12 protein-coding genes are annotated in these 13,057 nt (G+C 65.7%); 10 read left to right on the forward strand and 2 right to left on the reverse strand.

What is annotated here, in order from left to right:
• Positions 1 to 1,212, reverse strand: a complete 1,212-nt coding sequence (locus AWB82_RS12130; RefSeq protein ID WP_086967385.1) for a Bcr/CflA family multidrug efflux MFS transporter — start codon at positions 1,210 to 1,212, stop codon at positions 1 to 3.
• A 177-nt stretch (positions 1,213 to 1,389) separates the two neighbouring features.
• Between AWB82_RS12130 and AWB82_RS12135 the strand changes: the two genes are divergently transcribed.
• The 8 genes from AWB82_RS12135 to AWB82_RS12170 all read left to right on the forward strand — a co-directional run bounded on the left by AWB82_RS12135 (position 1,390) and on the right by AWB82_RS12170 (position 8,654).
• Entirely contained in the window at positions 1,390 to 1,917 is a 528-nt protein-coding gene (locus tag AWB82_RS12135; RefSeq protein WP_235023267.1) for a hypothetical protein, read from the forward strand.
• Positions 1,918 to 2,075: 158 nt separating this feature from the next.
• Positions 2,076 to 3,359: a glutamate-1-semialdehyde 2,1-aminomutase gene (gene hemL / locus AWB82_RS12140; RefSeq protein ID WP_086967386.1), complete on the forward strand. Its 1,284-nt coding sequence runs from the start codon at positions 2,076 to 2,078 to the stop codon at positions 3,357 to 3,359.
• A gap of 17 nt (positions 3,360 to 3,376) precedes the next feature.
• Positions 3,377 to 4,471 (forward strand): bifunctional diaminohydroxyphosphoribosylaminopyrimidine deaminase/5-amino-6-(5-phosphoribosylamino)uracil reductase RibD, encoded by a 1,095-nt coding sequence (ribD, locus tag AWB82_RS12145; RefSeq protein WP_086967387.1) that lies wholly within the window; start codon positions 3,377 to 3,379, stop codon positions 4,469 to 4,471.
• A 45-nt stretch (positions 4,472 to 4,516) separates the two neighbouring features.
• Positions 4,517 to 5,131 (forward strand): riboflavin synthase, encoded by a 615-nt coding sequence (locus tag AWB82_RS12150; RefSeq protein ID WP_086967388.1) that lies wholly within the window; start codon positions 4,517 to 4,519, stop codon positions 5,129 to 5,131.
• Between the two features lie 173 nt (positions 5,132 to 5,304).
• The gene (gene ribBA / locus AWB82_RS12155) at positions 5,305 to 6,468 is read left to right on the forward strand and encodes a bifunctional 3,4-dihydroxy-2-butanone-4-phosphate synthase/GTP cyclohydrolase II (protein ID WP_086967389.1); all 1,164 of its coding nucleotides are present in this window, start codon (positions 5,305 to 5,307) and stop codon (positions 6,466 to 6,468) included.
• A 54-nt stretch (positions 6,469 to 6,522) separates the two neighbouring features.
• Complete coding sequence (gene ribH, locus AWB82_RS12160; RefSeq protein ID WP_086967390.1) at positions 6,523 to 7,026, forward strand: 6,7-dimethyl-8-ribityllumazine synthase; 504 nt, start codon at positions 6,523 to 6,525, stop codon at positions 7,024 to 7,026.
• Positions 7,023 to 7,460, forward strand: a complete 438-nt coding sequence (nusB, locus tag AWB82_RS12165) for a transcription antitermination factor NusB (RefSeq protein ID WP_086967391.1) — start codon at positions 7,023 to 7,025, stop codon at positions 7,458 to 7,460. The genes ribH and nusB overlap by 4 nt, the downstream gene beginning before the upstream one ends.
• Positions 7,461 to 8,654, forward strand: coding sequence for a pyridoxal phosphate-dependent aminotransferase (locus AWB82_RS12170; RefSeq protein WP_086967392.1), 1,194 nt, complete (start codon positions 7,461 to 7,463; stop codon positions 8,652 to 8,654).
• Positions 8,655 to 8,730: 76 nt separating this feature from the next.
• On the opposite strand, the gene AWB82_RS12175 is transcribed toward AWB82_RS12170, so the two are convergent.
• Complete coding sequence (locus AWB82_RS12175) at positions 8,731 to 9,879, reverse strand: lytic transglycosylase domain-containing protein (RefSeq protein ID WP_086967393.1); 1,149 nt, start codon at positions 9,877 to 9,879, stop codon at positions 8,731 to 8,733.
• A gap of 586 nt (positions 9,880 to 10,465) precedes the next feature.
• Here AWB82_RS12175 and AWB82_RS12180 point away from each other — a divergent pair.
• Both AWB82_RS12180 and AWB82_RS12185 read left to right on the forward strand, forming a co-directional pair.
• Entirely contained in the window at positions 10,466 to 12,064 is a 1,599-nt protein-coding gene (locus AWB82_RS12180; protein ID WP_086967394.1) for a UbiD family decarboxylase, read from the forward strand.
• Positions 12,061 to 13,056 carry an asparaginase gene (locus tag AWB82_RS12185; RefSeq protein WP_086967395.1) on the forward strand — a complete coding sequence of 332 codons (996 nt, stop codon included), beginning with the start codon at positions 12,061 to 12,063 and terminating at the stop codon, positions 13,054 to 13,056. Before AWB82_RS12180 ends, AWB82_RS12185 begins: the two co-directional genes overlap by 4 nt.
• The last annotated feature ends 1 nt before the right edge of the window (position 13,057 follow it).

The following is a 13,057-nucleotide window of genomic DNA, read 5'->3' on the forward strand; positions in this document are numbered from 1 at the left end:
TCAAACCTTCACGGGCGCCGCATGGGAGCGCAGCACCAGCGTGCGCCCGGCGAAAGTGAGCACGCCGGACACGCCGATCACGATGCCCATGCCGTGCGGCGAGACATCGTGAAAAAGCCCGACCGCGAGACTCGCGAGCGCGCCGAGCGCGAGCTGCATCGCACCGAAAACGGCGGCGGCCGCGCCCGCGTTGTGCGGATAGCGATGCATGAGTTCGGTCGTGCAATTGGCCGACAGCAGCCCGACCACGCCGACCACGAAAAACAACGTCACGACGATCGACCACAGGCCGCCCCAACCCGTCAGCGAAACGAGCGCGACCGCGAGCGCCGCCGCGACGCTCACGAACGATGCGGCCGAAATCATTTTCATCGCGCCGACGCGGCCGACGAATTTCGTGTTGAGCACATTCCCCGCGATGATGCCGACGATGTTCAGTCCGAACAGAAGCCCGTAATACTGCGGCTTCACGTGGAAGTAATCGATATAGACGAACGGCGTCGCGGTGATGTACGCGAACATCGACGCGAAGGCCATGCCGCCGCACATCATGTGGCCCCAGGTGACGGGATCGGTCAGCAGATGCCCGTAAGCGGCGAACGACTTGCCGACCGCCGCGCTCGCGCGCTTTTCCTTCGGCCACGTTTCCGGCACGCGCAAATACGCCGTCACCGCGCACGTCAGACCGAAGAGCGTCAGCGCGACGAACACGATGCGCCAGCCGCCGAGCAATAACAGTTGCCCGCCGATCAGCGGCGCGAGCAACGGTCCGATCGAGGTGACGATGGAAAGCATCGACAGCACGCGGGCGGCGTCGCCCGGTTCGTGGGCGTCGCGGGCGATCGCGCGCGCGAGCACCGAAGCCGCGCCCGCGCCGAGCGCCTGCAGGAAGCGCACGAAGACGAGCGCATCGATGGAAAACGCCGCCACGCAGCCGATGCTCGCGATCGCGTACAGCGCGATGCCGCCGAGCAAGACGGGCCGGCGGCCATAGGCGTCGGACATCGGGCCGTAGAGCAGCATGCCGAATGAAAAGCCGAACATGAAGCTCGTCAGTGTGCTTTGCGCGGCGGCCGGGCTCGTGCCGAACGAGGCGGCGAGCGAGGGCAGGCTCGGCAGATACATGTCGATCGACAGCGGGCCGCACGCGGCGAGCGCGCCGAGCAACAGAATCAAACGGCCATCGGGCCGGCGCCGGGTGGTGTCGGACATGGAGTTCGAGAGACGGGGAAGAGTGGATGCGGCGCAGCCTTTCGGTGACATCTTCCGTGACATCGTGCCGCGCCAGGCGAGCGACCATTGTACGCGACGCGTCGTCGCGATCCGGCCCTGAGCGCCGCGTTACGCTAAGCTCGTCGCACTTTTTCCGTTTTCCTTTCGTCCGATCCGATGACCGCCTTTTTGCTGATCTGGAGCCCCAAAAAGTGGCCGTGGCCGGCGTTGCCCGAGCTCGCGCGGCGCGTGGCCGCGGGCGATGCCGTCGCCGATGCGTGGGGCTGCGGCACCGCGCGCGGGCTCTTGCCGGGCGACCGCGTGTTCGTGCATCGCGTGTCGCAGGAGCCGAAGGGCGTGTTCGCGTCGGGCTGGGTGACGCGCGCGCCCTACGAAGTGCCGGATGCGGCCAGCAAACGCGGCTATCGGCTGTGCATCGACTTCGTTTATGACTGGCTCGTCGATGCGCACGAGCAAGTCGTCGTCACGCGCGACGAATTGCGCGCGCATCCGTTCTCGGTGCAGACGTGGGACGCGCAGATGTCCGGCACGCTGATCAAGCCGATCGCCGAGGGCGCGCTGGAAAAACTATGGGCCGCGCGCACCGGACGGCGCCCGCGCCACGCTGCCCCGCTCGCGGGCGAACCCACGCCGGGCCAGGCGAGCGCCCCGCGCAAGCGCGCAAAGCGATCGACGTCGGCCTAGACCGACACGGCTCCCTCGCAACGACTCCGGTACAATTTCAGCATCGTTTTTCGCGTCGGACGGCGCGTTTCGCGCGCCGCGCCGACATTGCAGCAGCGGCCGCCGGGCGCGTGTTCCTCGCGACTCCCGCATCCACTTTTCAGCGCAGGCCTCCATCCATGTCCAAGAATCAAGCTCTCTTCGAACGCGCGCAGCGAACCATTCCCGGCGGCGTCAACTCGCCGGTGCGGGCGTTTCGCTCGGTCGGCGGCACGCCGCGTTTCATCGAGCGCGCGCAAGGCGCGTATTTCTGGGATGCGGAAGGCAAGCGCTATATCGACTACATCGGTTCGTGGGGCCCGATGATTCTCGGCCACGTCCATCCGGAAGTGCTCGACGCCGTGCAGCGCGTGCTCGCGAACGGCTTCTCGTTCGGCGCGCCGACGGAAGCCGAAATCGAAATCGCCGAGGAAATCTGCAAGCTCGTGCCGTCGATCGAGCAGGTGCGCATGGTGTCCTCCGGCACCGAAGCGACGATGAGCGCGCTGCGCCTCGCGCGCGGCTTCACGGACCGCAGCCGCATCATCAAGTTCGAGGGCTGCTATCACGGGCACGCGGACAGTCTGCTCGTCAAAGCCGGTTCCGGCCTGCTCACGTTCGGCAATCCGACTTCGGCCGGCGTGCCCGCCGACATCGCGAAGCACACGACCGTGCTGGAGTACAACAACGTCGAACAACTGAACGAGGCGTTCAAGGCGTTCGGCCCGGAAATCGCGTCGGTGATCGTCGAGCCGGTCGCGGGCAACATGAACCTCGTGCGCGCGACGCCCGAGTTCCTCGACGCGCTGCGCGAGCGCTGCAGCGAATACGGCTCCGTGCTGATTTTCGACGAAGTGATGTGCGGCTTTCGCGTCGCGCTCGGCGGCGCGCAGCAAGTCTATGGCATCAAGCCTGATCTCACGTGCCTCGGCAAGGTCATCGGCGGCGGCATGCCGGCGGCGGCGTTCGGCGGACGCCGCGACATCATGGCGCATCTCGCGCCGCTCGGCGGCGTCTATCAGGCGGGCACGCTGTCGGGCAACCCGATCGCGGTGGCCGCGGGCCTGAAAACATTGAAGCTGATCCAGCGCCCGGGTTTCTACGACGATCTCGCGAAGCAGACGCGCAAGCTCGTCGATGGCCTCACCCGCGCCGCCCGCGATGCAAAGGTGCCCTTCTCCGCCGATTCGATCGGCGGCATGTTCGGCCTGTACTTCATGGATCAGGTGCCGGGCAGCTTCGCGCAGATCCAGCAAGGCGACACGAAGCGCTTCAACGCGTTCTTCCATGCGATGCTCGACGCGGGCGTGTACTTCGCGCCGTCGGCGTTCGAAGCGGGCTTCGTGTCGAGCGCGCACGACGACGCCATCGTAGACGCGACAATCGACGCGGCGCGCGGCGCATTCGCGTCGCTCGCCGCCTGACGCTACCGGGCGCGCCGATGTTCTCGCAAACCGACTTCACGCACATGGAGCGCGCGCTCGCGCTCGCATCCAAGGGCATGTACACGACGACGCCGAATCCGCGCGTCGGCTGCGTGCTCGTCAAGAACGGCGAAGTGATCGGCATGGGCTACACGCAGCCGGCCGGCCAGGATCACGCCGAAGTGCAGGCGCTGAAAGACGCCCGCTCGCGCGGCAAGGACCCGCGCGGCGCTACCGCGTATGTGTCGCTGGAACCGTGCAGCCATTTCGGGCGCACGCCGCCGTGCGCGCATGCGCTCATCGACGCGCACGTCGAAAAAGTAATCGCCGCGATGGAAGATCCGAACCCGTCGGTGTCCGGTCGCGGTCTCACGATGCTGCGCGACGCGGGCATCGACGTGCGTTGCGGGCTGCTCGCGAACGAGGCGCACGAACTGAACATCGGCTTCGTGTCGCGCATGACGCGCCGCCGTCCGTGGGTGCGCATGAAGGTCGCGGCGACGCTGGACGGCCGCACGGGCCTGCCCACGGGCGAGAGCCAGTGGATCACGGGCGAAGAGGCGCGCGCCGACGGCCACGCGTGGCGCGCCCGCGCCTGCGCGATTCTCACCGGCATCGGCACGGTGCGCGAGGACGATCCGCAACTGACCGTGCGCGCGGTCGACACGCCGCGCCAGCCGCAACGCATATTGATCGACAGCCGTCTCGACGTGCCGATGCACGCGCGCATCCTCGACGGCGCGCCGCCGTGGATTTTCCATTGCGCCGACGCCGATCCCGAGCGCATCGACGCGCTGCGCGAAAAAGGCGCGGATCTGATCGAATTGTCGAACGAGCACGGCAAGGTCGATCTGCCCGCGATGCTCACGGCGCTCGCCGATCGCGGCATCAACGAATTGCACGTGGAAGCGGGCCACAAGCTGAACGGCTCGCTGCTGCGCGAAGGTTGCGTCGACGAACTGCTGATCTACCTCGCGCCGAGCCTGCTCGGCAGCGCGCCCGGCATGTTCGACTTCGCGCCGCCCGACACGCTGGATGCGCGGCCGCATCTGAAATTTCATCGCATCGACCGGCTCGGCGACGATCTGCGCATTCTCGCGCGCAACGTCTGAGCGAACCACGATCCGATCACGCACCGACTCAAGGAAACGAAGCCGATGTTTACAGGAATTGTCGCGGCCGTGGGCCGTATCGAAAAAGTCACGCCGCTCGGCACGGCGCCGGAAGCGGGCGTTCGTCTGACGGTCGCCGCGGGCGCTCTCGATCTCGCCGATGTCGAACTCGGCGACAGCATCGCGATTCAGGGCGCGTGCATGACGGTGATCGAAAAATCGGCTGACACGTTCGATGTCGACGTGTCGCGCGAAAGCCTCAACAAGACCGTCGGCCTCGGCGACGCTGGCGTCGGCGTGAATCTGGAAAAGGCGTTGCGCGCCCACGACCGCTTGGGCGGCCATCTCGTTTCCGGTCACGTCGATGGGCTGGGCGTCGTGTCGAAGTTCGAACCTGTCGGCGAATCGCACGAGCTGCGCATCGTCGCGCCGAAGGACATCGGCAAATATCTGGCCTACAAGGGCTCGGTGACGGTGAACGGCGTGAGCCTCACGGTGAACTCGGTCAGCGACAGCGCCGACGGCTGCGAATTCTCCATCAACCTGATTCCGCATACCGTCGAAGTGACGACGCTCAACGCGCTTGCCAAAGGCGCGAAGGTCAATCTGGAAATCGATCTGATCGCGCGGTATGTCGAGCGGATGATGAACGCATCGTGATCTGAGCGTTTTCTCGCGCGGGCCGCACACGCGGCGCCTCCCGCGCTTATCGACCCGTCCGAAAGGCGTAGTCCGACTTCCCGCCCGCCTGAGCGCCGATTTCACCGACGAGCCATCGGCCGTGGCGTAAAATACGCGCTTTCCCCAAACCGGACCCCGCACGGGACGCCATCATGTCGCTCGCCTCCACTCCTGAGATCATTGCTGAACTGAAAGCCGGCCGGATGGTGATCCTCGTCGACGAAGAAGACCGCGAAAATGAAGGCGATCTCATCGTCGCCGCCGAATTCGTCACGCCCGAAGCCATCAACTTCATGGCGAAGCACGGCCGCGGCCTCATTTGCCTCACGCTCACGCAAGAGCGCTGCAAGCTGTTGAACCTGCCGCTCATGACGCATCGAAACGGCACGCAGTACGGCACGGCGTTCACGGTGAGCATCGAAGCCGCCGAGGGCGTGACGACCGGCATTTCCGCCACCGACCGCGCGAAAACCGTCGCCGCGGCCGTCGCGCACGACGCGCGCGCCGAGCACATCGTCCAGCCGGGCCACGTGTTCCCGATCATGGCGCAACCAGGCGGCGTGCTCGTGCGCGCGGGCCATACGGAAGCCGGCTGCGACCTGACCGCGCTCGCAGGCCTCACGCCCGCTGCCGTGATCTGCGAGGTCATCAGGGACGACGGCGAAATGGCGCGTCTGCCCGACCTCATCGAATTCGGCGAGCAGCACGGCATCATGATCGGCACCATCGCCGATCTGATCCACTATCGCAGCCGCACCGAGTCGATCATCGAGAAAGTCTGCGAGCGCACGATGCAGACCGCGCACGGCCCGTTCCGCGCAGTGCTGTATCGCGACGAGCCTACGGGTTCGCCGCACATCGCGCTCGTGCGCGGCACGCCGAGCCCGGACCGCGCAACGCCGGTGCGCGTGCACGAACCGCTCTCCGTGCTCGATCTGCTCGAAATCGATTCGTCGACCCACTCCTGGACCATCGACGCCGCGATGAAGGAAATCGCCGCGCGCGATCTCGGCGCAATCGTCATGCTCAATTGCGGCGACACGAAAGAACATCTCGTCGACGTGTTCCGCGCCTTCGACCAGAAGGACAAGGCGGCCGAACTGAAGCGCCGCCCGATCGACTTCAAGACCTACGGCATCGGCGCGCAGATTCTGCGCGATATCGGCGTCGGCAAGATGGAAGTGCTCGCGAATCCGCGCAAGCTCGGCAGCATGTCGGGCTACGGGCTCGAAGTGACGGGCTTCGTGCCGATGCCAGGCTGCCCCGCCACCGCCGCGCCCGCCGAATCCGCCATTACTCAGTTGCGCTCGGCCTGAGACCGCCGGCCGCTCAACCCTATTCCACACAATTCCACGGGAAGGACTCAATTCATGGAAATCGGACAATACCAGCCGAACCTCGACGGTGACGGCTTGCGCATCGGCATCGTGCAGTCGCGCTTCAACGAACCGGTGTGCAACGGCCTCGCCGACGCCTGCATCGAGGAGCTTGAGCGCCTCGGCGTGATCGGCCCGGACGTGCTGCTCGTCACCGTGCCCGGCGCGCTCGAGATTCCGCTCGCGCTGCAAAAGCTCGCGGAATCCGGCCAGTTCGACGCGCTGATCGCACTCGGCGCCGTCGTGCGCGGCGAGACGTATCACTTCGAACTCGTGTCGAACGAAAGCGGCTCGGGCATCTCGCGCATCGCGCTCGACTTCGGCGTTCCGGTCGCGAACGCCGTACTGACGACCGAGAACGACGAGCAAGCCGTCGCCCGCATGACCGAGAAGGGCCGCGACGCCGCGCGCGTGGCGGTCGAAATGGCAAATCTGTCCGTCGCGCTCGAACAGCTCGACGGCGATGACGAAGACGAAGAAGACGAGGACCGCGCATGAAGAGCGCACGACGCCGTTCGCGCGAACTCGCGACGCAAGGGCTTTATCAGTGGCTGCTGTCGGGCGCGCCCGCCAGCGAAATCGACGCGCAACTGCGCAATTCGCAGGGCTTCGACAAGGCCGACCAGGACCATCTCGACGCGATCCTGCGCGGGGTGATCAAGGAATCCGACGCGCTTTCCGCGCAGTTGCAGCCGTGCCTCGATCGTCCGATCGAGCAGTTGTCGCCGGTCGAGCGCGCGGTGCTGCTAGTTGCCGCGTTCGAGTTCAAGCATCACCTCGACGTGCCGTATCGCGTCGTCATCAACGAAGCGGTCGAGCTGACGAAAACCTTCGGCGGTTCGGATGGCTACAAGTACGTCAATGGCGTGCTCGACAAGCTCGCCGTTGCCATGCGGCCCAACGAGGCGCAGGCGCGCGGCCGCGGAGCGTAAATGACCGCCGTTTCGGAACCGCTCGTCAGGCTCGCTGCGCGCGTCGGCGCGATCGAGCCGTTCTACGTAATGGAACTGATGAAAGAGGCTCAGGCGCTCGAACGCGCGGGCCGCGACATCATCCACATGAGTATCGGCGAGCCGGATTTCACCGCGCCCGAGCCGGTCACGAACGCCGCCGCCGACGCCCTGAAGCGCGGCGTGACGCAATACACCAACGCGCTCGGCATCCACGCGCTGCGCGAGGCGATCGCGCGGCATTATCGCGATACCTTTGGCCTGACGGTCGATCCGGAGCGGATCGTCGTGACGGCGGGCGCGTCGGCGGCGCTGCTGCTCGCGTGCATGGCGCTCGTCGATAACGGCGACGAAGTCCTCATGCCCGACCCGTGCTATCCGTGCAACCGGCATTTCGTGTCGGCCGCCGATGGCAAGCCGGTGCTCATCGCGAGCGGTCCGGCCGAGCGCTTTCAATTGACGGCCGCGCACGTCGAGGAAAACTGGACCGACAAGACGCGCGGCGTGCTGCTCGCGTCGCCGTCGAATCCGACGGGCACGTCGATCGAGCCGGACGAACTGCGGCGCATCGTCGAGACGGTGCGCGCGCGCGGCGGCTTCACGATCGTCGACGAGATCTATCAGGGTTTGAGCTACGACGCGAAGCCCGTGTCGGCGCTTTCCTTCGGCGATGACGTCGTCACCGTGAACAGCTTCTCGAAGTACTTCAACATGACTGGCTGGCGGCTCGGCTGGCTCGTCGTGCCGCACGCGATGGTCAGCGCGGTCGAAAAGCTCTCGCAGAATCTGTTCATCTGCGCGTCGGCGCTCGCGCAGCACGCGGCGCTCGCGTGCTTCGAGCCGGAGACGATTGCGATCTACGAAGCGCGGCGGCTGGAATTCAAGCGGCGGCGCGACTACATCGTGCCGGCGCTGCGTTCGCTCGGTTTTGGCGTACCGGTCGTGCCGGACGGCGCGTTCTACGTCTACGCCGATACGACGACGGTTCATCACCCCGCCGCCGGCGACAGCGACGCGCTCACGCACTCGATGCTGCACGACGCGGGCGTCGTGCTCGTGCCGGGCGCGGATTTCGGGTTCCATGCGCCGCAGCGCTACATCCGGCTGTCGTACGCGACATCGCACGCGAAGCTGGAGGAAGCGGTTCAGCGGCTGGGCGCGTTGTTCCGTCGATAACCGGTTTTTGCGCAGCACGCGGACGAAAAAAAGGGCACCCACGGGTGCCCTTTCCCATTTGCATCTGCCTAAAGCCTTACGCGCCGAACTCCGCCCCGACGTGCTTCGTCTCGCCGTCGCCATCGTCCTGCGAGGCCGATTTCTTCGACGAATCGATCGTCACGTGAACGCGTTTGTCTGCCGCTGTCGATGCGAGAACCTGCTTCGGCGCGGCCTGAACCGGCGCTTGCGGCGCGTTGACCGGCACGTTGCGGCCACGCGCGACATCGCGCAGACGCGTACGCTCGGCCAGCACTTTCGCGCCGTAACCGCCGTCGTCCTGCGTCGTCGAGCCGACGTAGTAGCGAAGCCCGCCCGCCACCGAACCGCCGCGCGCGATGCAATCCTTCAGCACGAGCGCGCCGACCTTGATGTTCGCGAGCGGATCGAGCGCCGCGTGCGAGCCGCCGAAGTACTCGAACTTGTCGGAATGAACCTTCGACATGACCTGCATCAGGCCCTGCGCGCCGACGCCGCTTTCAGCATACGGATTGAAGCCCGATTCGATCGCCATCACGGAAAGCAGCAGCAGCGGATCGAGGCCGACTGCGCGACCCGTGTCGAACGCGGCGCGCACGAGTTCCGTGACCGGCTCTTCCGCCACACGATAGCGCCGCGCGATGAAGTTTGCGACGAGCTTCTGCTCGCGCGCCGAGACGAGCACGCGATCATCGCGCGCATCGGCGACGACGCGTTGCGTGGGAATCAGGTTCGCGAGCATGCCGACGGACGGCATGGTGCGCGGATCGAGGCCATTGGGCGACACGGCGAGGCTGATGCCGCCGGTGAGCTGACGGGTGCTGGCGTCGTCGCTCGCGGCCGCGCCGAGCGACGGGCTCGTTGCGCCGGGCGCCTTGTCATTGACCAACGGCGGCGTGTTCGCGGCGACGTTCACGGCCTGCGCGGTATCGCCAGGCGCGCGATGCACGGCCGAGAACGGCGGCAGCGGCTCACCCGCGAGCAGACGCGCCGGACCGGCCTGCACGGCGGCCGACACGAACGGCATGATCTTTGCGGCGAAAGTCGTGCGCCAGGAAGGCAGCAGCCAGAGTGCGAGCGCGCTGACCACGGCCGCGCAACCGACCACGGCGAAGAGATGGTGACTCAAACGGCGTCCACGACGTAGCACAACGCGCACTATCTGCGCGGCGCGGGTGTCGGAACCCCACAAAACCGAAGCGTTCATCGAGACTCCCAATGTTGCATGATTTGCGCAGATGAATACGAATGAAGCACGTATTCAAAACACAAATCAGACACCGCTCACTCTCGGTAAGCGTAAGCGGCATCGGGGATACGGCATGCGCCGTCTGGAAAGCCGATCCGGCAAAAACCGCCGGGTTGCGCGACACGAACTTCGTGTCCTGAATGCGCACGTGGCTTTCCACGCGAAAAACCGGCGCGAGAAACGCCGGCCGTGACAACCAACAGCCATGAATCGCCGGGCAGGAGCGGCGCAGGCGACGCATGTGCGTCTGAAAGACCTGAGGCTAAGGTAAAAAGTTTCAAAACCTGCAACGAATGACAAGCGATTCTAACAGGGTTTAATGATCCGTCAATGCTATAGGCTTTTGTTTCAATAACTTACAGTTATATTGAACAGTGTTCAGCGCCCGAAATGCACGTCTCGCGGGCGATTTCGAGCGGATTTCGCTGAATGTCGCCCAACGCACTGACGCCGACGCAGGTAAAATCGACAATCGCTTAGCGCGCAGCCGTCCCGCCCGTCGAGTTTCGGCTCCGGGCGCCTTCGAGCCCAACTCCGACCATCGATGAAATACAAAGATCTGCGCGACTTCACCGCCCGCCTCGAAGCGCTCGGTGAACTCCGCCGCATTCGGCAGCCCGTCTCTCCCGTTCTCGAAATCACCGAAGTCTCCGATCGCGTATTGCGCGCGGGCGGGCCGGCCTTGCTATTCGAAGCGCCCACAGGCCACACGATGCCCGTGCTCGCAAACCTGTTCGGCACGACCCGGCGCGTCGCGCTCGGCATGGGTATCGAGACGGAAGCGCAGACCGGTTCCGATGTGAGCCTCGGCAGCGACGTCGCCGCGCTGAGCTCATTGCGCGATGTCGGCAGGCTGCTTTCCGCGCTAAAAGAGCCCGAGCCGCCGAAGGGCCTGAAGGATGCGGGCAAGCTGCTCTCGCTCGCGAAAGCCGTGTGGGACATGGCGCCGAAGTCGGTCAGCGCGCCGCCTTGCCAGGAAATCGTGTGGGAAGGCAAGGATGTCGATCTCAACCGGCTGCCGATCCAGACATGCTGGCCCGGCGACGCCGGACCGCTGCTCACCTGGGGCCTCACCGTCACGCGCGGGCCGAACAAGCCGCGCCAGAATCTCGGCATCTATCGGCAGCAGTTGATCGGGCACAACAAGCTCATCATGCGCTGGCTCGCGCATCGCGGCGGCGCGCTCGATTTCCGCGAGTTCGCGCTTGCAAATCCCGGCAAGCCGTATCCCGTGGCGGTCGTGCTCGGCGCCGATCCCGCGACGATCCTGGGCGCCGTGACGCCCGTGCCGGATTCATTGTCCGAATATCAGTTCGCCGGGCTCTTGCGCGGCTCGCGCACCGAGCTCGCGAAGTGCCTCACGCCGGGCGTCGACACGCTGCAGGTGCCGGCGCGCGCGGAGATCGTGCTCGAAGGCTTCATCCATCCGCAAGACGGTGCGCCGCCGCCTGCGCCGAAAGGCGCGCCGCCGCGTCCATCGGCGGGGGCGTCGGCGCAATACGAGCACGCGCTCGAAGGCCCGTATGGCGATCACACCGGCTACTACAACGAGCAGGAATGGTTTCCGGTCTTCACCGTCGAAAAAATCACCATGCGCCGCGACGCCCTGTTCCATTCCACGTACACGGGCAAACCGCCCGACGAACCCGCCGTGCTCGGCGTCGCGCTGAATGAAGTCTTCGTGCCGCTGTTGCAGAAGCAGTTCAGCGAGATCACCGATTTCTATCTGCCGCCCGAGGGCTGCAGCTATCGCATGGCGATCGTACAGATGAAGAAGAGCTATGCGGGCCACGCCAAGCGCGTGATGTTCGGCGTATGGAGCTTCTTGCGGCAGTTCATGTATACGAAGTTCATCGTCGTGGTGGACGAAGACGTGAACGTGCGCGACTGGAAGGAGGTGATCTGGGCGATCACGACGCGAGTCGATCCGACGCGCGACACCGTACTGGTCGACAACACGCCGATCGATTACCTCGACTTCGCATCGCCCGTCGCGGGTCTCGGCTCGAAGATGGGGCTCGACGCGACCAACAAGTGGCCCGGAGAAACGAACCGCGAATGGGGACGCCCGATCGTCATGGACGAAGCCGTGAAACGACGCGTCGATGCGCTCTGGACTGAAATCGGACTGGATAAACCATGATCGCGGCCACGCTCTATCGAGGCGATGTCATCGAGAACACGCACGCGGCGCACGTCGCGGTCGTCGATGCCGATGGACGCCTCATCCATTCCTTCGGCGATCCTCAGCGCGTGACACTGCCGCGCTCGGCCGCGAAGCCCGCGCAGGCGCTCGCCATCATCGAGACTGGCGCGCTGGAACGCTTCGGCTTCAGCGACGAAGACCTCGCGTTGATGTGCGGATCGCACAGCAGCGAGCCGCGCCATATCGAGCGCGCGCTCGCGATGCTCGCCAAGTCGAATGCGAGCGAGAGCGATCTGCGCTGCGGCGGCCATCCACCGATCTCGGACGCCGTGTTCAAAGACTGGATCAGGCGCGATTTCACGCCGACCGCCGTCTGCAGCAACTGCTCCGGCAAGCACGCCGGCATGCTCGCGGGCGCGCGCGCGATCAACGCGCCGCTCGCCGATTACAACTTGTCCGGTCATCCGTTGCAGGTGCACGTGAAGCGCACGGTGGCACGCGCCGTCGATCTCGCCGACGACCAAGTGCAATGGGCCATCGACGGCTGCAACCTGCCGACGCCCGCCTTCCCGCTCGACCGTCTCGCGCGGCTTTTCATGAAGATTGCCGCCGCGCCGGAAAGCTCGCCGCTCGCGCGCATTCATCGCGCGATGACGTCGCACCCCGAACTCGTCGCGGGCGAAGGACGCTTCTGCACGCTGCTGATGCAGGCGTTCGGCGGCGCGCTCGTCGGCAAGACGGGCGCCGATGCCAGCTATGCGATCGGCGTGCGGCGCGAGCAAGGTCCGATCGGCATCGCGGTGAAAGTCGAGGACGGCAACACGTCCGTGGTCAATGCGGTCGTCGTCCACGTGCTCGACGCGCTCGGCATCGGCACGCAACAGCAGCGCGACGCGCTCGCCGCCTTCCGCAATCCGCCGACGCGAAACACGATGAACGTGCCGACCGGCCGTCTCGACGTCAGCTTCACGCTTCACAACCATCAATAAA

The sequence above is a fragment of the Caballeronia glebae genome (genome assembly GCF_001545035.1).
Lineage (GTDB): Bacteria > Pseudomonadota > Gammaproteobacteria > Burkholderiales > Burkholderiaceae > Caballeronia > Caballeronia glebae.

Bases quoted from the DNA above. Each gene is read 5' to 3' on its own strand.
- AWB82_RS12170 (WP_086967392.1), top strand. From the start codon at position 7,461: ATGACCGCCGTTTCGGAACCGCTCGTCAGGCTCGCTGCGCGCGTCGGC.
- nusB (WP_086967391.1), top strand. From the start codon at position 7,023: ATGAAGAGCGCACGACGCCGTTCGCGCGAACTCGCGACGCAAGGGCTT.
- ribD (WP_086967387.1), top strand. From the start codon at position 3,377: ATGTTCTCGCAAACCGACTTCACGCACATGGAGCGCGCGCTCGCGCTC.
- AWB82_RS12175 (WP_086967393.1), bottom strand. From the start codon at position 9,879: ATGAACGCTTCGGTTTTGTGGGGTTCCGACACCCGCGCCGCGCAGATA.
- ribBA (WP_086967389.1), top strand. From the start codon at position 5,305: ATGTCGCTCGCCTCCACTCCTGAGATCATTGCTGAACTGAAAGCCGGC.
- AWB82_RS12180 (WP_086967394.1), top strand. From the start codon at position 10,466: ATGAAATACAAAGATCTGCGCGACTTCACCGCCCGCCTCGAAGCGCTC.
- AWB82_RS12130 (WP_086967385.1), bottom strand. From the start codon at position 1,212: ATGTCCGACACCACCCGGCGCCGGCCCGATGGCCGTTTGATTCTGTTG.
- AWB82_RS12185 (WP_086967395.1), top strand. From the start codon at position 12,061: ATGATCGCGGCCACGCTCTATCGAGGCGATGTCATCGAGAACACGCAC.
- AWB82_RS12150 (WP_086967388.1), top strand. From the start codon at position 4,517: ATGTTTACAGGAATTGTCGCGGCCGTGGGCCGTATCGAAAAAGTCACG.
- AWB82_RS12135 (WP_235023267.1), top strand. From the start codon at position 1,390: ATGACCGCCTTTTTGCTGATCTGGAGCCCCAAAAAGTGGCCGTGGCCG.
- ribH (WP_086967390.1), top strand. From the start codon at position 6,523: ATGGAAATCGGACAATACCAGCCGAACCTCGACGGTGACGGCTTGCGC.
- hemL (WP_086967386.1), top strand. From the start codon at position 2,076: ATGTCCAAGAATCAAGCTCTCTTCGAACGCGCGCAGCGAACCATTCCC.